This is a genomic window from Corynebacterium sp. MSK218, from assembly GCF_030232655.1.
Classification (GTDB): Bacteria; Actinomycetota; Actinomycetes; order Mycobacteriales; family Mycobacteriaceae; genus Corynebacterium.
This window is the reverse complement of record NZ_JASPGN010000008.1, coordinates 45,498-66,795: the sequence shown is the minus strand read 5'-3', so window position 1 is coordinate 66,795 and position 21,298 is coordinate 45,498. Positions and strand designations below refer to the sequence as shown.

Here is a 21,298-nt window from a genome sequence, read left to right as displayed (position 1 = left end):
TTAATCTCGTACACGTGAAAAAGGCAATCGGACACAGCCAATACCGACGCGACCGCAACCGCCGGGGACTCAAGGTCACCCTCGGCGTGCTCGTCGGCCTCGTGCTCATCGCCGGCATCGCCTACGCCTGGGATGTCATGGCTAATCAGCACAAGGTGCCGCGCGCGACGTCGGTAGGCGGCGTTGACATCTCCCGCATGGAGCGCACCGCCGCGGTAGAGAAGTTGGAAGGTGAACTCGGCGACGTGGCCACCCGGCCCGTCGTCGTGCGCGCAGGCGAGAAATCCTCCGAGCTTATCCCGCAGGATTCGGGGCTGAGCCTGAACTACCAGAAGGCCGTTGATGGCATCCCGGATGCCTCGCTCAATCCTTTTGCTCGCCTCTACAGCTTCATCAAACCTACCGAGGAAATCCCGGTCGCCGTCGACGTCGATGATGCCCAGCTCGACAGCACGCTGGAACGCGTAGGCGAAGGGCTCAAGATTGAGCCGGAGGACGGAAACCTGGAGCTTATCGACGGCTCCCTCAAGGAGACCAAACCCAAGCTCGGCCAGGCAGTTGAAGAGGGGGAGCTGCACGAGGGCGTCGTTAAGCACTGGCTCGACCCTGACGGAGTGGAGGTCACGCCCATGGTGGTGGAACCACAGATCAACGCTGCGGCGATTGAGGCCATGCGCACCGGTGATGCCGCCCGCGCGCTGGATAATCCGCTCACTCTGAAAGGTGAGAACAACACCGCCGGCACCCTGCGCAAGCCGGAGATTTCCCAGTTCGTTTCCATCGCCGCCGAGGACGGTGAGCTGCGCCTCAAGGTAGATAAGGACCGCGCGCGCGAGCTCTTCCAAGAGCGTATGCAAGGCTCCGAGGTGCCCGGCACCAACGCCAAGATTTCCTTCAGCGGCAATGACAAGCAGATCACGCCCTCAGTGGATGGCTCCGTCATCGATTGGGAGAAGACCCTCGACGGTTTCGAAGACCGCGTGAGTAGCGAAGATGACCGCGAGTGGGACGCCGATTACAAGCCGGACCCCGCGGATTTCACCACCGAGATGGCGGAGAAGGCCACCTTCGATGACACCGTATCGGAGTTCTCCACCGGTGGCTTCTCCGGGGCATCCGGCACCAACATCCGGCTGGTGGCCCAGCAGGTCAACGGTGCCGTGGTCAACCCCGGCGAGACCTTCTCCCTCAACGGCTACACCGGCCCGCGCGGCACCGCGCAGGGCTACGTGGAGTCCGGCATCATCATCGACGGCCACGCCGGCAAGGCCGTGGGCGGCGGCATCTCCCAGTTCGCCACCACCTTGTACAACGCCGCGTACTTCGCCGGCATGGAGGATGTGGCGCATACCCCGCACTCCTATTACATTTCCCGCTACCCGGCCGGCCGCGAGGCCACCGTGTACGAAGGTGCGATTGACCTGCAGTTCAAGAACACCTCCAACCACCCGGTGCGCATCGAGACCAGCTTTGGCAGCGACATCACCGTGCGCTTCAAGGGCGTAAAGACTGTTGAGGTCGAGTCCATCAACAACGGCCGCTGGGCTAAGACCGAGCCGCAGCGCAAGTCGGTGAGCGAGGATTGCTCGCCGTCGTCTGGCGCGCCGGGCTTCACCACCTCCGATACCCGCGTTATCAAGGACCTGTCCGGCAAGGAAATCTCCCGAGAAACCACCACCACGGTCTATGACCCGCAGCCTATCGTTACCTGCGGTTAAATCATGACGCGGCCGATGCACACCGCGGTGAAGGACCCCGCGGACGTCGATCAGCTGGCCCAGCACCCGGTGAAGTTTGGTCGCGTCGCCGGCCTTTTTGCCCCGCACCGCGGCACGCTGCTGCTGGTGGTTGCGCTCATCGTGGCGACCTCAGGGCTGACGGTGGTGCAGCCGTTCCTCGTGCGCCGCACCGTGGATGAGGCCATTCCGAACCACGACACCGCGCTGCTTTTGTGGCTTGTCGGCGGCATGCTCGCCATCACCGTGGTCTCTCAGGCAATCGGCGTTATCCAGTCCTTTTTATCCGCGCGGGTGGGACACACCATCATGCACGAGCTGCGAACGCAGGTCTTTGCCAACCTGCAGCGCCAATCGCTGCAGTTCTTCACCAACAACCGCGGCGGTGAAATCCAATCGCGCTTGACCAATGACATCGCGGCGATGCGCGGCATGGTGACTACCACCGCGACGTCCGTGGCCAGCAACCTCACCATGACGGTGGCCACGCTGGTGGCGATGGTGGCCCTCTCACCGACGTTGTCGCTGCTGTCCTTGCTGGTGTTGCCTCCTGCCGTGTGGCTCACGCGTCGCGCCGCCGTTCTGCGCCGCAGCCTCATGGAGAAAAACAGCCAAGCCCAGGCGGAACTCCAACAGACCATTTCGGAGAACCTGTCCGTTTCCGGCATGCGCCTGGCCACCACGTTGGGCGCGCAGGATCGGGTCTATTCGAGCTTTTCGGCCACCTCGCGCTCCCTCATCCGCTTGGAGCTTGAGTCCCAATTGGCCGGGCGCTGGCGAATGGCGCTGACCCAAATCATTTTTGGCGTGATGCCGGCGCTGATTTATCTCGTTGCCGGCCTGCGCCCGGGGATTACGATTGGCACCCTCATCGCCTTTAGTACCCTGCAGACCCAAATCTTCCGCCCGATTACCGGCCTGCTCAACGTCGGCGCGCAGTGGGTGGCGTCCATGGCGCTGTTCAGCCGCATCTTCGAGTACCTGGACTTGGAGCCCGAGCTCACGGAAGCCACCGAGCCCGCCCAGCTTGCCGACGCCTCCCTCACCCTCCACCACGTCTCCTACCGCTACCCCGGCACGGACACCGACGCGCTTAGCGACGTCTCCCTTTCCATCCCCGCCCACACCACCACCGCGCTGGTGGGGCATACCGGTTCTGGCAAGTCCACCGTCGCAGCACTTATGGCGCGCTTGGCTGACCCGACCTCCGGCTCCGTGCTTTTGGGTGGTGTCGACCTGCGCGATATTCCATCTGAGCAGCGCGCGGAAGTCATCGGCGTGGTCTCCCAAGAGACTTACCTCATCCACGGCTCGGTGCGCGAGAACCTGCTCTTTGCGCAGCCCGATGCCACGGAGGAGGACATGTGGACGGCCCTTCATGCCGCACACGTGGCCGACGTGGTCAAGGAGCTTCCCGACGGCCTCGATACCCTCGTGGGCTCGCGCGGCTACCGTTTCTCCGGTGGTGAGCAACAGCGCATCTCGCTGGCCCGCACGCTGCTGCGCCGCCCGCAGGTTCTTATCCTCGATGAGGCCACCTCCGCCCTCGACAACGAAACCGAGCGCGCTATTCAGGAGGCTGTCTTCGGCGCGGACGCCACCCGCCTGGTCATCGCCCACCGCCTGTCCACGATTTACGACGCCGACCAGATCGTTGTCCTCGACTCTGGCCGCGTGGTCGAGCGCGGCACCCACTCCGAGCTTCTCGCTCGCGACGGCGCCTACGCCGCGCTCCTTCGCGCCGCCTCCGACGCCTAGTTACCATTCGGCAAGGTTTGCTTTCGGGCTATTTCCAGCCTCATCTGGGATGGTATGGCCGAGTTCTCGGAGAACGTCGATGGCCAACTGTGGGTTGGAACGAATGATTGCCTTCTTTTGCGAGTTACGGAATTCTTCTCGCCCCATCAGCACGCGCTGTTCCCAACCATCGAGAGCTGCAACGCCAAACTCCCGAATTACAAGTTCGACTACATCTTCCAAGCACACGCGGAAGCGGTGACCTCCCATAGGGAAGTGGATATCTTGTTGCTGGAAAGCCTTGTCTTTCTGCCCAGTTGAAGCCAGTAAAAGTCCAAGAGCAACGGAGTCGGAATGAAAATGGAAATGGGAAACAGGTTTATTAAGTGCGTCCCGTTCGTATTCAAAGCGGACGATAGGAGGCCGCTTTTTCGATTGGCGATAACAAATCTTAAAGCTGCTTGATGCTACAGCCAGATACTCGCCTGAGCTGTTCTCGCACATTGCGTAAGATGCTTCGAGCAATGCGGGTTTAGCATTTGAGGTTTGTGCCTGCAGTGGTTTCGACAGCTGAAAACTGAACCTCTTGAGTTCAGAGTTAAAGGCTTCGCCAGTGATGACGGTTTGTCCGGGCAGGCAATCATCCAAAAGCTTTGTGGCTCTGGAAGCGAACGTGTTAGCTAACTCAGCTAGACGGTCTGCATCCATATCTCCGAGCTAATCTCCAATAACGAATGAGAGGGCTTCGTAGCGGTTGAGAATGTCTTCGTCCGCAATGGTGATTTCGTCGATAGCGCGCAACGCGTAAAGCTCATCGATAGTGCGCGGGCTCAAATCCTGAAGGAGCTGTGCGCGTTCCGAGCAGAGTTCGGCGGTAGTGCGTGGGGTAAAAATAGGTGCGGACACGGTGACTCCTTTCCTTGTGGCTCTAAGCATAGACGCAACAGTGGACACGTGCGGTGGAGCTAAGGAAACCCAGCCTGAGCTGGGTAAACAAGTGGAGCCGACGACGGGAATCGAACCCGCGCCAGCAGCTTGGGAAGCTGCAGTTCTACCATTAAACTACGTCGGCACAATGCAGGTAATGCACTCATGAAAGCTTAGCACCGCCACAGCGCGCGCCCGCAAATGGCCCTGTAGGAGGGGAGTGGGGTCGTGGCCGCGTAGACTGATAGCCGTGCTTCTTTCAGATCGTGACATTCGTGCCGCCATCGCCTCCGAAGGTCCTGATGCTTTGAGCATCGAGCCTTACGACGCCGAGATGGTCCAGCCGTCCTCCATCGACGTGCGCCTCGACAAGTTCTTCCGCGTGTTCAATAACTCGCGCTATACGCATATTGACCCGAAGGAAGAGATGCCGGACCTCACCAGCGAGGTGGAGGTGGCAGACGACGATGCCTTCGTTTTGCACCCAGGCGAGTTCGTGCTCGGCGCCACCTTGGAAAAGTTCACCCTGCCGGCCAACCTGGCGGGCCGCTTGGAAGGCAAGTCCTCCCTGGGTCGTCTCGGTTTGCTAACGCATTCCACGGCGGGCTTTATTGACCCGGGTTTTTCCGGCCACATCACCCTGGAGCTGTCCAACACTGCGAACCTGCCCATTACCCTGTGGCCGGGGATGAAGGTGGGCCAGCTGGCCATCTTTACGATGTCCTCGCCTGCGGAAGCACCGTACGGTTCCGGCATACTCGGCTCGAAGTACCAGGGCCAGCGCGGGCCGACGCCGTCGAAGTCCTATCTGAACTTCCGTTAAACAATCCGCATCTCGCTGGGCGAGCCGGCATTACAGCGCGTAAAATAGCCGGTTATGCGTATGACTGTTATTGGTACCGGCTACCTAGGTGCGACACACGCCGCCTGCATGGCGGAGCTTGGCCACGAGGTACTCGGCGTAGATGTTGATGAAAACAAGATTGAGGCTCTAAAAAACAGCCGCGTGCCGTTTTACGAGCCTGGCCTGCCGGAGGTCCTCGAGCGCAACATCGAGGCCGGCCGCCTCGATTTTTCCACCAGCTATGACGATGCCGCCGAGTTCGCGAACGTGCACTTCCTCGGCGTCGGCACGCCGCAGGCCCACGGTTCCTATGCCGCGGACCTGACCTACGTGAAGTCCGTCATCACGGAGCTCGTACCGCGCCTGAAGGGCGAGCACATCATCTTCGGCAAGTCCACCGTCCCGGTGGGCACCGCGGCGGATCTGCAGCAGATGGCCAACGAGCTTGCCCCGGAGGGCACCAGCGTGGAAATCGCCTGGAACCCGGAGTTCCTGCGCGAGGGCTACGCCGTCAAGGACACCATCGCCCCAGACCGCATCGTTCTCGGCGTTGGCGAGTCAGGACTCGCCGAAAGTCGTGCCGAAGAGGTCGCCCGCGAAGTTTACGCCCAGCCGCTGGCGCAGGATACCCCGTTCATCGTCACAGACCTGCAGACCGCCGAGCTGGTCAAGGTCTCCGCCAACGCCTTCTTGGCCACCAAGATTTCCTTCATCAACGCTGTGTCTGAAATCTGCGAGATTGCGGGGGCGGACGTCGTCAAGCTTGCCGACGCCATCGGCCACGACGAGCGCATCGGCCGCAAGTTCCTCGGCGCTGGCCTGGGCTTTGGCGGCGGCTGCCTGCCCAAGGATATCCGCGCGTTCATGGCGCGCGCTGGTGAGCTCGGCGCGGACCAGGCCCTGACCTTCCTGCGTGAGGTCGACGCCATCAACATGCGCCGCCGCGATCGCGTCGTGGACCTCGCTAAGCAGGCTTTCGACGGCTCCCTCCTAGGCCACCGCGTCACCGTCTTGGGCGCTGCCTTCAAGCCGAACTCCGACGACGTCCGCGATTCGCCGGCACTGTCCGTCGCGGGTTCGCTGTCCCTCGCTGGCGCTGCCGTGACGGTCTTCGACCCGCAGGGAATGGAGAACGCGAAGAAGGTGTTCCCGACCCTCAACTACGCGCCGACTGCCGACGCCGCCCTCAAGGACTCCGAACTCGTCATCCTCGCCACCGAGTGGCAGGAATTCCGCGACCTCGACCCGGCCGTCGCCGGTGAGCTGGTTGCCCGCCGCCACATCATCGACGGCCGCAACGTGCTCAACGTCGATGCTTGGCGTGCCGCCGGCTGGACTGTCGACGCTCTAGGCCGCGTCCTTCCGGCATCGTAAACGCCGCAATTGCCGTGGTCAGTGGTACCGCGAGGGTCAAGGCCACGGCACCCAACAGCGAGCGCATGACCTCCGTAGCCACGAGGTCACTGGAGAGAATCTGACCCACTGGGCGCTGCGCGGCCGCAATCAGAATGAGTAGCGGCAACGCGGCACCGGTGTAGGTCAGCACGATGGTATACACCATGGACGCGATGTGGTCGCGCCCCACCTTCATCGCGGACGCAAACAGCTTTCCCGGCCCTGCCGTCGGGTCGGCGGCATGCAGCTCCCGCACGGTCGAGGCCTGCGCCACCGCGATGTCGTTCAGGCTGCCCAGCGCGCCCACAATGAACCCGCACAGCAGCACGCCCACGACGGGTACCCCGGGCATGTAAAGCAGCAACTTGAGGTTGTCTTCCGAGCTTGCGCCGGTCAACGCCGTGCTGCTTATCGACGCCCACCCCAACGCCCCCGCAACCCCCAACGCCACCAAGACGCCACCCAGCGCTGAGGCGGATTTCCAATTCACTCCGTGGACGAGTGGTACGACGAGGAAGATGATCGCGGCGCAGGCCACCATCGCCAGCGGCAGCGGCGCGTGCCCTTCCACCAGCGAAGGCACGAGATAAAACAGGACGATAGCCAGGCTAATCCCCAAACCCACCAGCGCACGCAGGCCATGCCACGCGGCAAAGCCCACGATGATGAGTGCTGAGATGATGGCCCACAACGCGAGGTTTCCGCCGCGTCGATAGTCGGCGAAGGCGTACGTTCCGTCCGCTGAGCGTGACAGCATGACCTCGTCGCCGGGATTTAGCGTGGGGTCGCCCGCCACCCCATAAAATACGAGTTGCGTTAAGCGGCCTTGGTCGTCGCCGGATGTGAGGTCAAGGAGAACGCGCGTGCAGGACGTGTCATCGCCCGAGGCGGGGATAAGCGGTGCCTCGTCGAAGGCTTTGCCTGTGTGTGGGTCGCTGCACAAATGGTTATCCACAGTCGTGACCGTGCCGTCAACCTGCGGCTGGTTGAGCGCATACGTTGACGCGAAGTCGGGGCTGGTGTGCTCAGTCAAGGCACTGGTGGGGCGGAGTATAAGCAGGCCAGCCACCGTTGCGAGCGCTGCCACTGCCAAGAATCCGAGAAGTCCCGTCCGCCATGGGCTTAGGCTAGTCATGCTTACTATTGTGAACGATTGTCATGAGAATGAAAACTTATGCTGACGCGGTCAACAAGTTATCCACAGGCTTTTTCTTGAGCCCTTGTGCAGGTTTTAGGCGCCCAATAGCGTCGTTGTCATGAACCTTGTTGAAGCGCATCTTCGCAGCCAGGCGGCGGGCATCGAGCTCGTCGCTGCCGTTGCGGGGCTCAGCCTTGACCAGCTCCGGGCGTGGGGTCCGGAGTCGGTGGCGCAGTCCTTGCTCGCGCTTTACGACGTCTACTTTTCCCCCACCACCTTCTCCCGCAAACAAGCCCGCGCCGTGGATGCTGCCCGCGCCAATGGCCATGACCTGCCTACGCTCATGCTTATCGAGCGCTTTACCCGCCGCCTCAAACAACGTGAGGCCTGGGATTTGCGCATTGAGCTGTGCAGCATCAAAGGCGATGAAGAGGCTGTCGCTCGGCATGCCCGCACTCGCATCCGCGAGCTCCTCCCTCCGCCCGCGCCGAAGCCGGGCGTGAAGATTCGCCGCGGCAAGGAGATGTCGAAGCTCACGGTGACGGCCCCGCCTTCGGTTATCGAGGACCTTCGCTACAACATCGACGAGGACGATCCCGTGGGTTCTTTCACCGCCGCGTTTCGCGAGGGCCGCCTCGCCCGCCCCGTCGCCCAAACCTTCGCCGTCATGGAGCTTCCCGAATACGCCAAGATTCTCGGGCGCCTCGGGGACCCCTCCACCCCGCGCCCCGATTCCCACCCTGCCCCGCCATCCCCCGGCGCCTCTGTCACCCCACACCCGTCTGCCAACCCAGCCGCTGGCTCCACCGCCAATCCAGGCACGTCTGCCAACCCAGCCGCTGGTTCCGACTCCGTGCAACATGCCGGTCCAGGACCAGGCACCACGGTGCCACCTGCTTCTCCGGACCGCTCCACCGCGGTGCAACCTGGTCCTGCGCCGGATCTCGGGGACATCGTCGTCCAGCTGTCCAATGGAGCGAAAATCACCGGCGCGGAACTCATCGAGCGTGAGCTCGCGGAGGAGGGGCTCGTCATGCTCGTCGACCGTGTCAAAGGTCCCGTCGAACTGCACCGCACCCAGCGCCTCGCCTCTGACAAGCAGCGCACCATGGCCATCGGGGAGCAGCCCACCTGTGCGTGGGATAGCTGCCTGTGCGGCGCGGACTACGCCCAGATTCACCACATCACCGAATGGCGCAACGGCGGCGACACCAACCCCGAGAACCTCACCCCACTTTGTGAATACCACAATGCCATCAACGGCTTGCCCGGTCGTGGGCGCATTGTGCGGGAGAACGGGCGCATTAAATGGCAGCCGCCAGGGCCTCGCGATCCGCGCGAACCGGTCAATCCGCACCGCGCGCCTCGCTCCCAGCGCCTCCGCAACGCCCGCACTGTCTCCGCCGGCGTCGCTGGCAGCACCGGCTCTGCCGCTCCCGCTGCCGATCGCGGTGATTACCCACGCTCGTCGACAGGCCCCGCCGAATCCACCGCAGCTTCCCTCTCCGAGCCTGGACCAGACCCGCCCCGCGGCGCTTAGCCTTGCGCCGACTCCATTTCTCGCAGGGTCGGTCGAATCCGCGCTACTGGCGGTAACTCACTAAGAAATTACCGAGGCGCTCAATCGCGTTCTCCAGCTGCGATGCCCACGGCAGCGTCACCACACGGAAATGGTCCGGGGTAGGCCAGTTAAAGCCCGTGCCCTGCACCATGAGGATCTTCTCTGCGCGCAAAATGTCGAGCATGAGCTTCGAGTCATCGTGAATGTCGTAGACCTCCGGATCCAGACGCGGGAAGCAATACAGCGCCCCCATCGGCTTCACCACGGATACGCCCGGAATCTCGTTGAGCTTCTCGTACGCAATGTTGCGCTGCTTGAGCAAACGACCATTCTCAGCGGTGAGCTCATAAATCGACTGCCGCCCGCCCAGCGCCACCTGAATCGCGTGCTGCGCCGGCACATTCGGGCACAGGCGCGTGCCCGCCAGCAAATCCAGGCCCTCGATGAAACCGCGGGCATGGGACTTCGGGCCCGTCAGCACCATCCAGCCAGCGCGGTAGCCGGCCACGCGGTAGGCCTTCGACAAACCATTAAAAGTAATCGTCAGCAAGTCCGGCGCTAGCGAAGCAATCGAGATATGCTTCGCGCCGTCGTAAAGAATCCGGTCATAAATCTCATCCGCCAGAATCAGCAGATTGTATTCGCGTGCTACCTCAACGATTTTCTGCAGCGTTTCACGCGAGTACACCGCACCCGTCGGGTTATTCGGATTAATGACCACAATTGCCTTGGTCTTCTCCGTTACTTTCGCGCGAATATCTTCAATGGACGGATTCCAATCATCCTCTTCATCGCACAAATAGTGCACGGGCGTGCCACCCGCCAGCGACGTCGCCGCGGTCCACAGGGGATAGTCGGGGGCGGGGATGAGAACCTCGTCGCCGTCGTCAAGCAGCGCCTGCGTCACCATCGAAATGAGCTCTGAGACACCATTGCCTAGGTAGACATCATCGACATCAAACGGTGGGAAGTCTTCCAGCTCATAGCGCGTCACAATCGCGCGCCGCGCCGGGATAATACCCTTCGACGTGGAATAACCCTGCGAGGTCGGCAGCGCCGCAATCATGTCGCGCATAATGACATCCGGCGCATCGAAACCAAACACCGCGGGGTTGCCGGTGTTGAGCTTGAGAATGCTGTGCCCGTCGAGCTCCATGCGCTCAGCCTCCGCGGAAACCTCGCCGCGAATATCGTAGGCAACGTCTTGTAGTTTGGTGGATTGATCAAAAATCCGATGGTGAGTCATGCGGGATATGTTACTTCTGGTTCCACTCGTCTAGCTTACGTTTCGCCAGATTCATCGCATTTCCCGTAATTTCACTTGCTTGCCGACGCCTCTCCGCCCACTGCGCCTGCTCCAGCGCCCTCGTCTGCGCGCGTTCCTCCGCCGTCGCCGCCTTGAGCTCGCTCATACGCTGGCGCTCAATCTGCCGCGGCGAGGGGCGGTGCCAGGATTCCGGGCCGACCTTGGCCACGTAGAGCATGATCCACAGCGCGGGGATGAGGAAGAGCAAACCCGTTCCGGTCAGCGCGGCGGTGACGCCGGACATGGCGCCGAAAGATGCAATCGAGCCGAACAACAACCCCAGCGTGCCCACCATGGCCGTGGCCAAGCGCGGCTTCCGCGTGGATTGGTACGCGCGCTCCATCTCGCCGCGGGAGTAAATCTTGAGCTCCGTGCTGGCCTTGGTGGGAATATCCATGAAGACTTCCGCCAATTCGCGGCGGGTCGTGGCTTGCATGACCGCGTCGGTGCGCTCCTCAAACTCATCCATAGTCAGACGGCCTTCACCCAAGGCCTGGGCGAGGTCGTTGACGGCGTCGGTCCGTTCGGCGTCGGAAAGCCGCATACTGAATGGATTAGTCACAGCACCTATCCTAACAGGCTATTTCTCCGACTTAGCCGGCTCCTTTTCACGCACCAGGCTGGCAATGAAGGGGAAGATCGCCACCGTCAGCGCGCCACCGGCGACGAAGATGGACGCCATTTCGTTGTCGACGATTCCCGACGCCACCGCCAGCGACATCACCGCCACGATGATCGGCAGACCCGTCGCGGCATAGAGCGCGACCTGAATGCGCTCGCGGGTGGTCTCGACGTCGGAGCCGGTGTGGTGGATGTTCTCACGCAGGAACACCGGCAGGCCGCGCGTGACCAAAATCAACAACGGGATACCCAGCACCTTGATGGGCTCGCTCACGATAACGTTCCAGTCAATCGCCATGCCGGAAATCACGAAAAACACCGGGATGAGCATGGAATAAAACACCACGTCGAGGCGGTTTTCCAGGCCTTTGTGATATTCATCCGGGATGATGCGGTTCAGAATGATGCCCGCAGCGAACGCTCCCAGCACGATGTCTAGCTCAAACACGGCCGTCACCGCCATAAGAATCGCCAGAATGAGGATGATGAGACGCATGATGGTTTGGTTCGTCGAGCCCGCGCTTGAGATGAACGCGTCTTTGAACCACGGCATGAGTGTTGTGATGGCAAACGGCATAATCGCCACCGCTACGGCAATACCAATGAAGGCCAGCAGGATGAGCATCGTTGCCAGCGTCGATCGCGAGCCCAGAAGTAGCGCCATCGCGGTAATCGGCGCGACCTCACCAATCGCGCCGTGAATCAGCACGGAATCGCCCACGCGCGTGCCGAGTAGCTTGTCCTGCTTCAGCATCGGCGTAATCGTGCCGAGCGCTGTCGACGTCAGAGCAATCGCCATCACGATGGCTCCCGGGATGTCATCCATGAGGAAATACGCGCCGACACCACACGCCACCATGCAGATGGCCCACGTGGAAAACCCGGTCACCGCTTCTTTGGATTTCAGCGCGGCAATGTCGATTTCGAAACCCGCCAGCAGGAACAGCGCGCCGACGCCCAGTTCCTTCAGCATGCCGATACCCGGGTCCTCGTGCGCCAAACCCAGCATCGAGGGTCCGATAATCATGCCGAAAAAGATGAGCAGCGCCACGGCCGGCATCTTTTTGCCCGTCAGGTGGGAGACCAGTGGCGCCAGCAGGGACACCGCCATAATCCACGCGAAGGATACGAGCGAGTCGGTGTAGTTGCTTTCGCCAGCGGCGAGGACGTACGTCACGTCAAAATGCATGTCTAGAGACTACCTGTGCCGTCCCAATCGCGCCTAGTTTAAGACCTAGTCCTGGCTCGGCGGCTTCGGCACCTGTGCCACGCTTTCCGACGCCCCCGGCGCCACCGGCACATCAGCCGCCTCCGGTGGCCCCGGCACTTCGGGGGCTTCCGGCGCGCTTGGTGCCTGCGGAGCCGCGGGTGCCTGGGGTGCTGTTGGCGCGCTCGGAACCTTAGGCGCCGCGGGTGCCGCAGGGGCACTCGGTACATCCGGCGCAGTGGGTGTTGCTGGAGCCTTAGGCGCTGTCGGCGCAACCGGTACATCTGGCGCAGCGGGCGTTGCTGCAGGCGCGCGCGGCGTCTCTGCTACCTTCGGCGCTTCCGGCACCGCAGGTGCGCTTGGCACAGTTGGGGCAGTTGGTGCCGCGGGCGCGGGTGGCGCAGTGGGAGCGGCCGGTGCAGCAGGTGCGCTTGGCGCAGCTGACGCAGCTGGGGCGGTTGGAGCCGGTGGCGTGGCGGGAGTGGCAGGGGCCGAAGGCGCGGATGGGGCGGTTGGAGCCGGCGGGGTGGCGGGAGCTGCAGGAGCCGCCGGTGGGGTTGGAGGGGGCGTTGCCGAAGATGCTTGAGGCTCCGGGGTGGTGGGCTTATCGGCGGCAACGGCGGGCGCGGAGGAGTCAGGCACCGACGAGGTGTTAGGCCGCGAGGAAGTGGTGGAGTCGGACGACGCGACGGGGGAGAGACGACGCGGCGTATCGAGGAAAGCCTTCTCGCGAGGGGAAGGGAGAGTGCCGGTGGGGGCGATGGCGTCGCGAAGCATAAGCGCCACATCGCTGACCTGGGTTTCCGGCGCGACGGACTTCACGCCACCGGTGAGCATGACGTTACAGAACGGGCAACCGGTCGCAATCTCGGAAGCACCGGTGGCCACCGCCTGCTCTGAGCGGAATTCGTTGATGCGCTGGCCCAGTTTTTCTTCCATGAACATGCGCGCACCACCGGCACCGCAACAGAAGGCCTCGTCGCGATTATGGTCCATCTCTGCCAGCGACGCACCAGTCGCCTCCACGAGCTCACGCGGCGGATCGAAAACCTTGTTGTGGCGACCCAAGAAGCACGGGTCGTGATACGTCACGGGGCGGCGATTCTCCGGCGAACGCGGTACGGGGACGAGCAGCTTCTCGCGCACCAAGCGGTTGAGCAGCTGCGTGTGGTGCAGCACATCGAAATGACCGTCGAAATCGGGGTATTCGTTGCGAATCGTATTAAAGCAGTGCGGGCACGTCGTGATGATTTTGCGCTGGCCTTGGGGGACGCCAGCGAAGGCGTCGTTAAGCGCGGCGACATTCTGCTCCGCCATCACCTGGAACAAGAACTCATTGCCGGCACGGCGCGCCGGGTCACCAGTACACGTCTCGCCCGTGGCCAGCACACCGAACTTCACACCAGCCGTGTGCAGCATGTCTACCACCGCGCGCGTCGTGGCGCGCCCCTGGTCGTCGTAGGCACCCGCGCAACCGACCCAGAACAGGTACTCCAGGTCCGAAAAATCCGCGGCGTCCTCGCCAATAATCGGCACCTCGATGCCATCGGCGCGTGCCTCGTCAATCCATGCGCGACGCTCGGAAGCATTGCGGCCCCACGGATTGCCCTTGGTCTCCATGTTCTTAAACAGCCCCGTCAGCTCGGACGGGAAATCAGACTCCGCCAGAACCTTGAAACGGCGCAGGTCCGCGATGTGGTCGATGTGCTCGATATCCACCGGGCACTGGTCCACGCACGCACCACAGTTGGTGCAGGACCACAGGACGTCATCATCAATCGTGCCCGCCATCGCCAGCACGTTGAGTCCCTCGTGCGGGTTGTAATTATCCAGCGCACCCTGGCGCAGGTCCATCATGACTTTCTTCGGACTCAGCGGCTTGCCGGTATTCCACGCGGGGCACAGGTCCTGGCACCGGCCGCATTCGGTGCAGGAGGAGGCGTCGAGAAGCATTTTCCAGCTCCCCGGCTCGAGGTCCTCCAGGTCCGGCGTGGGCACAGCGCCCAGCGCCTTCTCACCGTCGGCGTTGCGCTGGAAGAAGATGTTGAAGAACGCCATGAAGCGGTGCCACATCACGCCCCACTGGAAGTAGCGGGCGATGCAGGCGATGAAGAGAAGGCCCGACAGCAGTTTCACCAGGGCAAAGAATTGCACCATGCTTGGCGACGCCCCCATAACCCCCGCCACATGAATCGTCAAGAAATCAGCCCACGGCGACCCACCGCCAAACGTCGCGATGGAGGACGCCTTGACCAGGAGCATGCCGAGACCTTCGATAAACACGATGGCCTCCACCAAGTGCGCTGGGAAGACCTGCGAGTTGTAGAAGCGGCTGCCGCGCTCGGTGTGGCCGAGCTTGAGGCGTACCGCAGTGAGGAAGCCAATGCCCAGCACTGTTGCCATGCCGAGGATTTCTTCGATGAAGTGATAGACCGGCCAGTCACTCAGCCACGGCCAGCCTTTATCGGGCGCGAAGGTTTGGATATAGGCCTCAAACCACACCAGAATGCCGAAGAGGAAGCCCACCATGACCAGCCAGTGCGCGGCGTTGACGAAGGGGCGGCCTTTGAAGTGGGTATGGCCGAAGACTTCCGTGATGACGCGACCGAGGCGCGCGGCGGGCCGGTCGGTGCGGTTTAGCTGCGTGGGCCCGCCGGAGCGGATGAAGCGGAAGAGCACCCCGACTCGGTAGAAGAAATACAGCCACACCGGGATCGATGCGGCGATGGCAACCCAGCCGAACATGCGCGCTCCTTTATTGCTTGGCTCAATGCTGCCTCCTACCTTAAGGCCTGAGTGTTCAAATCCGGGATTCAGCTATCATTTTGTGGGTTAACTATTCAGGAGGCGGTGTGGGCAGAATCAGTGTGCCGAAGGCCGTGGCGGGTCTGGTGGCGGGCTTCGCGGCGTTTGGCGTGGCGGGTGTTGCGGTGGCGCAGGGCGGACTGACGGCGAACCTGGCGCTGTCGGGCACGTTTTTCAACGTCAATATGCGTCATTTGGAGGGCGAGGGCTTTTCTCTCTTCATCGACAGCGACAAGAAAGGTGAGGAGGAGGTTCCCACCGCGCGCCTCAAACTGGAGCATGCGGTGGCCTCGGATCTTTGCCTCTACGTCACAGCGGATCTGCCCGCCGTCGGTGAGGCCACGCTCGCGCTCAAGGCGAAGGGCGATAACTCCGTCGAGGCCACCGACCTGTTGGTGGGTGCTTCTGACATCGAAGGATCGCTCGTCATGCAGGACGCCAACGTGGGCATCGATGCCCGCCAGCTTTCCGACGCCGCCGACCCCGGCACCTGGGGCCTCTACTCCAAGCAGGTCTCGTTGACCGCCGACGACGTCCGCGCCACCTCCATCGGCGCGAAGACCCTATCCGCGAAGAACGTGGGTGTGTCTGTGGAGCGGGGCCGCGACAATGCCTGCTGATCGTGGCGCTTCAGACACCGCAATGCACGGACTTGATTCAATCGATGCCGATCAATCTGGCTCTGTAGCACCCGAACCGTCAGCGTGGACGCGCTTTAAAGCGTGGCGCGCCGAGCGGCCTTTCATCCCGGGGCTGCTGCTCATCCTTTCGGGCATCATCATTGCCATGCCCGCCTACTTCACGGTCCAGATTTCGGACCTTCTCGTCATGATTTCCACCGTGTCGGGCGTATCCACGCTGCTCATCGGCGCGCTTCTCGTCATGTTTGGCCTCGGCGCGTGGTGTCGACCCGCCACCGCGACGTATCTTGGCGTGCTGGGCATCATCGTGGCGGTCATCGCCCTGCCGGCGTCTAATTTAGGAGGCTTCCTCGTTGGCTCGCTGCTCGGCATTGTTGGCGGCGCGCTGACCTTGGCTTGGGAGCCAAGTGATGCGTAAACACCGCCCCTCGCGCTCACGGAGCACAGTGATCGCGGCCGTTGTGGCCCTCGCGGTGAGCGCGAAGGGCGGGGTGGAGGTCGTGAGCGCGCAGGTTGCCCCCGACCAGCCTTATTTCTCCACGGTGACCGCGAAGGAGGTGGCGTTGCGGGGTAACGTGGGCGCCACCATCAGCACGACACCGACCGGCGACGGCGAGGTGCGCGTCCTGGAACTCACCGGGGACCGCCTAGACGCGCGGGATCTCGCCATCACGCTGCCCGGCAACGCCGGTGATGGACTACTCACCACCGGTGGTGCGCAGACCACGGTGGAGGGGTCCGTACGCATCGTCGCGACGTCTCTGACCGCTACGCCCACCATTGAAGGCGCGCGTACCGTGCCGGTCACCGTGGATCTGACCGGGGATATCAATCACGTCCTCGACCAGCTCGGCATTCCTCAGCCACACCCCGTCCCGGACGCCGCGCTTCCCGACGCCCTCATGGACCGCCTCTCCCTCACCAACGTCACCCTCGAACTGGCGAACCTCACCGGGGATAGTTTCTCCGCGCCGGTGATTGCGGTGAGCGTGGACTAGCGCGCGGTGCGGGAGCACCGCGCGGGGGTTAGGGTTCGCGGAACTGGGACTGGTGGAGGCGCCGGTAGGCGCCGTGGGCGTCGAGAAGCTCGGCGTGTGTGCCTTGTTCGACGATGCGGCCTTCCTCCATGACGATGATGACGTCGGCGTCGCGAATCGTGGATAGGCGGTGCGCGATGATGAAGGAGGTGCGGTCCTTGCGCAGGGCGTTCATGGCCTGCTGGACGAGCATCTCGGTGCGGGTATCGACGGACGAGGTGGCCTCATCGAGGATGAGCAGGGCCGGCTGGGCCAGGAAGGCGCGCGCGATGGTGATGAGCTGGCGCTCGCCGGCGGAAATGGCGCCGCCGTCCTGGTCAATCTTGGTGTTATAGCCCTCGGGGAGGGAATGGACGAAGCGGTCGACGTAGGTGGCCTTCGCCGCAGCGATGACCTCTTCGTCGGTGGCGTCGAGGCGGCCGTAGCGGATGTTGTCCATGATGGTGCCGTCGAAGACCATGGCATCTTGCAACACCATGCCCACTTGGGAGCGCAGCTCGTGGCGGGAAATCTCCGCGGTGTCGATGCCATCGAGGCGGATAGTGCCAGCATCAATGTCGTAGAAGCGCATGATGAGGTTGACTAGCGTGGTTTTGCCAGCACCCGTGGGGCCGACGATGGCGGCGGTCTGGCCGGGCTCCACGCGCAGAGAAAGATCCTGGATGAGTGGTTTGTCGGGGTCATAAGAGAAGTCGACGTCCTCGAACTCGACGAGGCCTTTCGCGCGGCCGCCCAGGCGGGAAGTGGGCTGCTCAGGGGTTTCCTCCTCGGCGTCAAGGAACTCGAAGACGCGCTCGGCTGACGCCACGCCCGATTGCACCTGCTGCATCATGCCGCCGAGCTGGCCCAGCGGCTGGTTGAACTCGCGGGAGTACTGGATAAAGGCCTGCGCGCCACCCAGAGTCAGTGAGCCGGAGGCCACCTTGAGCGCGCCGAGCACTGCGATGACCACGTAGGACAGGTAGGAGATGAACTGCATGATCGGCATCATCATGCCCGCGAGGAACTGTGCCAGCGACGCGGAGCGGAACAGCTCCTCGTTGCGCTTGTCAAAGTCCTCCGTCATGGCGTCGATACGGCCGAAGACGGTGGCGAGGTCGTGGCCGGAGAAAGCCTCTTCGACTTGTCCGTTGAGGTCACCGGTCGCCTTCCACTGCGCCTTGAACTGCTTCTGCGCGCGGGAACCAATGACCGCAACAACCACGGCGGTCAGCGGCAGCGCCAAGAGCGCCACGAGGGCCAGCTGCCACGAAACGGTGAACATCATGACGGTAATGCCCACGACCATGAGCAGGTTGTAAAACAGCTGCGAGATGGCCTGTTGGAGGGCGGACTGGATATTGTCGGCGTCGTTCGTTGTGCGCGAGAGCAGGTCGCCGCGCGATTGCGTGTCGAAGTAATTGAGCGGCAAGCGGTTGAGCTTGGACTCGATATCTCCGCGCAGGTCGAAAACCACCTTCATCACCAGGGAGTTGAGCAAAAAGCCCTGCCACCACTGGAACAGGGAAGACACCACGTACATCGCGATGACAAACAGGATGATGGTGCCGAGCTTAGAGAAATCAATGCCGAAACCGGGGTTTAAGTCCATGGCGGAGGCCATGTCGGCAAACTTGTCCTGCCCGCCCGCGCGGAGCGCCTCGATGGCCTGGTCCTTGGTGATTCCGGCTGGCATGTGGCGCGAAATAACGCCGGAGAAAATGACGTCGGTGGCCATACCCATGACCTTCGGCGCGGCCACAGCCAGCAGCACGCACACGATATTCATGGCGGCAATCGCGAAAAGCTGCACCTTGAACGGCGCAAGCAACCCAAAGAGGCGCTTCGCCGAGGGCCAGAAGTTCTTGGCCCTGCGCGGAGCGTTCTCGCCGGTCTTCTGCTCGAACTCAGCGTCTTCACTCAACGTAGCCTTGTCCTGCTCAGTCATTTATGCCACCTCCGCGGTCTTTTGGGATTCCACAATCTCGCGGTAGGTCGTTGAGCTTTCCAGCAGCTCGTCGTGCGTGCCGCGCGCGACGATGCGCCCAGCATCCATGACGAGAATCTGGTCCGCGTCCACAATCGAGCTCACGCGCTGCGCCACGATAATCGTTGTCGCCTCGGCGGTGTACTCCCGCATGGCGTCGCGCACCGCGGCGTCAGTGACGACATCGAGTGCGGAGAAGGAATCATCAAACAGGTACACCAACGGCCGCGCGACGAGCATGCGGGCAATGGACAAGCGCTGGCGCTGACCGCCGGACACATTGGTGCCGCCCTGCGCGATATGCATGTCGAGGTCCTCGACAAAGTCCGCTTGTGCGGTGCGCAGCGCGGCCCACAGCTCCTCATCGCTGGCGTCCGGGGCGCCGAGGCGCAGGTTGGAGGCCACGCTGCCGCTAAACAGGTACGGTTTCTGCGGCACCAGGCCCACACGCTTGACGACGTCCCCCCGCTTCATCTTGGCGACATCCGTCCCGTCGAGAAGCACGTGGCCCTCGGTGGGCAGGTAGAGGCGCGGGATGAGTGAAAGCGCGGTGGTTTTGCCGGAACCGGTGGCACCGATGAGGGCGGTGGTGGTGCCGGGGGTGGCGGTGAAGGAGACGTCGCGAAGCACAGGCTCCTCGGCGCCGGCGTACTGGAAGGTGACGTTGCGCAGCTCGACGACGCCTTCGGAACGGGCCGGGGTGACGGGGTTGGTGGGTTCCTCGATGGAGGGGGCGTGGTCGAGAACGTCGGTGATGCGGCGGGCGCAGATGATAGCGCGGGGCAGCATCATGGCCATGAAGGTGCCCATCATGACGGCGGCGAGGATTTGGAGCAGGTACTGGAGGAAGGCGGTGAGCGAGCCGACCTCGACGAGGCCCTCGTCCACGCGGTGGCCGCCGAACCACAGGACCGCACCGGTGGCGACGTTGAGGATGACCGTGATGATGGGGAACATGAGGATGAACAGCTGGCCCACCTTGAGCGAGAGGTTCGTGAGGTCGCGGTTGGCTTCGCGGAAACGTTCGGACTCGTGCTCCTCGCGGGTAAAGGCGCGGACGACGCGGATGCCGGCGATTTGCTCACGCAGGGTGCCGTTCATGGTATCGAGCTTGTCTTGCCAGGCGCGGAAGAGAGGCATGAGGCGCACGATGATCGCTGAGAGCGCGGCGAGCAGCACGACGACGGACACGATGACGAGCCAGGACATTCCGGCGTCTTCGCGGATGGCCATGATGATGCCGCCGATGGACATGATGGGGGCGGTGACCATGAAGTTGAGGATCATCATGTAGATCATCTGGATTTGCTGAACGTCGTTGGTGCCGCGCGTGATGAGGGTAGCAGTGCCGAAGTGGCTCATGTCTTCGGCGGAGTAGCGGGTGACGCGGCGGAAGATGTCGGATCGTAGGTCGCGGCCCAGGCCCATCGAGGTGCGGGAGCCGAACCAGATTGCGGCGATGGCGGCGGTGACCTGAACGAAGGCTACGCCTAGCATGATGCCGCCGGTGCGCCAGATGAAGTCGATGTCGACTTTGGCGACGCCTTCGTCGATGATGCGGGCGTTGAGCGACGGCAGGTAGAGCGTCGCCGCGGTGGATAGCGCTTGGAGGAGCAGGACCGCGATGACGTAGCCGGTATAGGGCTTGGAGCGGGATAAAAGGATGCGAACGAGTTCCATGTGCCAGCGTTTCGTACGTGTTGGCGGCTCCCGCGGTTGCCGCGCTGGGCCGCTGAAGGGCATTGACCGCGCAATTTTATCCGTTTACCCGCGCGAGCGTCTAGCCCGCGCGCTAGCCCGCGCGCTCGCGCATGGGCGGAGGCCGCGTGGTGATGAGGGTGAAGTCGGGGGCCGCGTGGTGATGAGGACTTTGCGCGGGCGCCGCGCGTTAGAAGCAGACCGGGGCACGCTGAGCGCGGGCCGCGACGGTAGCCCAATCCTCAATGTCGGCGGTGGGGCGGCATAGGCCCTCCCACGTCGTGATGGCGACACCACGCGCCATGAGCTCCAGCAAAACCAGATGGCGGTCGCCGGACGCGGAGAGCTGGTTGAGGTCCGTGTGGCTAATATCGGCGTCGGGGCCAGAGCCCACGCGGACGTTGCCGATGAGTCGCAGCCTCGGCGTTGTTCCCTTCGGGCACGGAGCAGGAGCAGATTCAGCACCGGAAAGCCCAGCGAAGCGGCGCAGCAATCCGAAGGGCGCGGGGCGCTCGCAGAAGAGGTCCACACACAAACCGGCCGCAATAAGCCGTTCCGCGGTGGAGAGCGCCGCCGGGCTATCGCCGACGATGGCAACACGCTGCATGAGAACCCCTTCAATTCGGAACAAATAGACTATCTAGTCTGTAAATCTAGTCCGCTCGGTTCATTCTGGCTA

The 21,298-nt window shown here is 62.8% G+C and carries 18 protein-coding genes and 1 tRNA gene; 8 read left to right on the top strand and 11 right to left on the bottom strand.

Annotation, left to right across the window (positions count from 1 at the left end; genetic code table 11):
• Positions 1-14: 14 nt before the first annotated feature.
• Both QP922_RS07990 and QP922_RS07985 read left to right on the top strand, forming a co-directional pair.
• Positions 15-1,718 carry a VanW family protein gene (locus QP922_RS07990; protein ID WP_502869595.1) on the top strand — a complete coding sequence of 568 codons (1,704 nt, stop codon included), beginning with the start codon at positions 15-17 and terminating at the stop codon, positions 1,716-1,718.
• Positions 1,719-1,721: 3 nt separating this feature from the next.
• Positions 1,722-3,494 carry an ABC transporter ATP-binding protein gene (locus tag QP922_RS07985; RefSeq protein WP_284808782.1) on the top strand — a complete coding sequence of 591 codons (1,773 nt, stop codon included), beginning with the start codon at positions 1,722-1,724 and terminating at the stop codon, positions 3,492-3,494.
• On the opposite strand, the gene QP922_RS07980 is transcribed toward QP922_RS07985, so the two are convergent.
• The 3 genes from QP922_RS07980 to QP922_RS07970 all read right to left on the bottom strand — a co-directional run bounded on the left by QP922_RS07980 (position 3,495) and on the right by QP922_RS07970 (position 4,545).
• On the bottom strand, positions 3,495-4,181 hold the full coding sequence (locus QP922_RS07980) for a hypothetical protein (protein WP_070673298.1): 687 nt from the start codon (positions 4,179-4,181) through the stop codon (positions 3,495-3,497). It lies immediately after the preceding gene.
• Between the two features lie 9 nt (positions 4,182-4,190).
• A complete protein-coding gene (locus QP922_RS07975; protein WP_284808780.1) occupies positions 4,191-4,379 on the bottom strand; it encodes a hypothetical protein in 189 nt (62 codons plus the stop codon).
• Between the two features lie 92 nt (positions 4,380-4,471).
• Positions 4,472-4,545, bottom strand: a tRNA-Gly gene (locus tag QP922_RS07970).
• Between the two features lie 105 nt (positions 4,546-4,650).
• Here QP922_RS07970 and dcd point away from each other — a divergent pair.
• A complete protein-coding gene (dcd, locus tag QP922_RS07965; RefSeq protein ID WP_284808779.1) occupies positions 4,651-5,223 on the top strand; it encodes a dCTP deaminase in 573 nt (190 codons plus the stop codon).
• 54 nt (positions 5,224-5,277) lie between these two features.
• Positions 5,278-6,618: a UDP-glucose dehydrogenase family protein gene (locus QP922_RS07960; RefSeq protein WP_284808777.1), complete on the top strand. Its 1,341-nt coding sequence runs from the start codon at positions 5,278-5,280 to the stop codon at positions 6,616-6,618.
• Here QP922_RS07960 and QP922_RS07955 read toward each other — a convergent pair.
• Complete coding sequence (locus QP922_RS07955) at positions 6,548-7,774, bottom strand: YibE/F family protein (RefSeq protein WP_284808775.1); 1,227 nt, start codon at positions 7,772-7,774, stop codon at positions 6,548-6,550. The genes QP922_RS07960 and QP922_RS07955 overlap by 71 nt on opposite strands.
• Before the next feature lie 121 nt (positions 7,775-7,895).
• Between QP922_RS07955 and QP922_RS07950 the strand changes: the two genes are divergently transcribed.
• Positions 7,896-9,317 (top strand): HNH endonuclease signature motif containing protein, encoded by a 1,422-nt coding sequence (locus tag QP922_RS07950; protein ID WP_284808773.1) that lies wholly within the window; start codon positions 7,896-7,898, stop codon positions 9,315-9,317.
• Between the two features lie 43 nt (positions 9,318-9,360).
• Here the strand turns inward: QP922_RS07950 and QP922_RS07945 are convergent, their stop codons facing one another.
• From QP922_RS07945 to QP922_RS07930, 4 genes are read right to left on the bottom strand one after another with little or no spacing between them, the layout of a single operon-like run.
• Positions 9,361-10,584, bottom strand: a complete 1,224-nt coding sequence (locus QP922_RS07945; protein WP_070673291.1) for a pyridoxal phosphate-dependent aminotransferase — start codon at positions 10,582-10,584, stop codon at positions 9,361-9,363.
• A 10-nt stretch (positions 10,585-10,594) separates the two neighbouring features.
• Positions 10,595-11,206 (bottom strand): DUF1707 SHOCT-like domain-containing protein, encoded by a 612-nt coding sequence (locus QP922_RS07940; protein ID WP_246817108.1) that lies wholly within the window; start codon positions 11,204-11,206, stop codon positions 10,595-10,597.
• Positions 11,207-11,224: 18 nt separating this feature from the next.
• Complete coding sequence (locus QP922_RS07935; RefSeq protein ID WP_070673287.1) at positions 11,225-12,454, bottom strand: cation:proton antiporter; 1,230 nt, start codon at positions 12,452-12,454, stop codon at positions 11,225-11,227.
• A 45-nt stretch (positions 12,455-12,499) separates the two neighbouring features.
• Positions 12,500-15,217, bottom strand: a complete 2,718-nt coding sequence (locus QP922_RS07930) for a (Fe-S)-binding protein (protein WP_284808772.1) — start codon at positions 15,215-15,217, stop codon at positions 12,500-12,502.
• A 107-nt stretch (positions 15,218-15,324) separates the two neighbouring features.
• On the opposite strand from QP922_RS07930, the gene QP922_RS07925 reads away from it, so the two are divergent.
• The 3 genes from QP922_RS07925 to QP922_RS07915 are packed head-to-tail and all read left to right on the top strand — an operon-like array spanning position 15,325 to position 16,916.
• Positions 15,325-15,897: a DUF6230 family protein gene (locus tag QP922_RS07925; RefSeq protein ID WP_284808771.1), complete on the top strand. Its 573-nt coding sequence runs from the start codon at positions 15,325-15,327 to the stop codon at positions 15,895-15,897.
• On the top strand, positions 15,887-16,336 hold the full coding sequence (locus QP922_RS07920; protein WP_284808770.1) for a DUF6114 domain-containing protein: 450 nt from the start codon (positions 15,887-15,889) through the stop codon (positions 16,334-16,336). Before QP922_RS07925 ends, QP922_RS07920 begins: the two co-directional genes overlap by 11 nt.
• A complete protein-coding gene (locus tag QP922_RS07915) occupies positions 16,329-16,916 on the top strand; it encodes a hypothetical protein (protein ID WP_284808769.1) in 588 nt (195 codons plus the stop codon). The genes QP922_RS07920 and QP922_RS07915 overlap by 8 nt, the downstream gene beginning before the upstream one ends.
• A 28-nt stretch (positions 16,917-16,944) precedes the next feature.
• Here the strand turns inward: QP922_RS07915 and QP922_RS07910 are convergent, their stop codons facing one another.
• The 3 genes from QP922_RS07910 to QP922_RS07900 form a co-directional block, all read right to left on the bottom strand.
• Entirely contained in the window at positions 16,945-18,882 is a 1,938-nt protein-coding gene (locus tag QP922_RS07910; RefSeq protein ID WP_284808768.1) for an ABC transporter ATP-binding protein, read from the bottom strand.
• A complete protein-coding gene (locus QP922_RS07905; protein ID WP_284808766.1) occupies positions 18,883-20,601 on the bottom strand; it encodes an ABC transporter ATP-binding protein in 1,719 nt (572 codons plus the stop codon).
• 208 nt (positions 20,602-20,809) lie between these two features.
• Positions 20,810-21,226, bottom strand: a complete 417-nt coding sequence (locus QP922_RS07900; RefSeq protein ID WP_204099442.1) for a methylenetetrahydrofolate--tRNA-(uracil-5-)-methyltransferase — start codon at positions 21,224-21,226, stop codon at positions 20,810-20,812.
• Between the last annotated feature and the right edge of the window lie 72 nt (positions 21,227-21,298).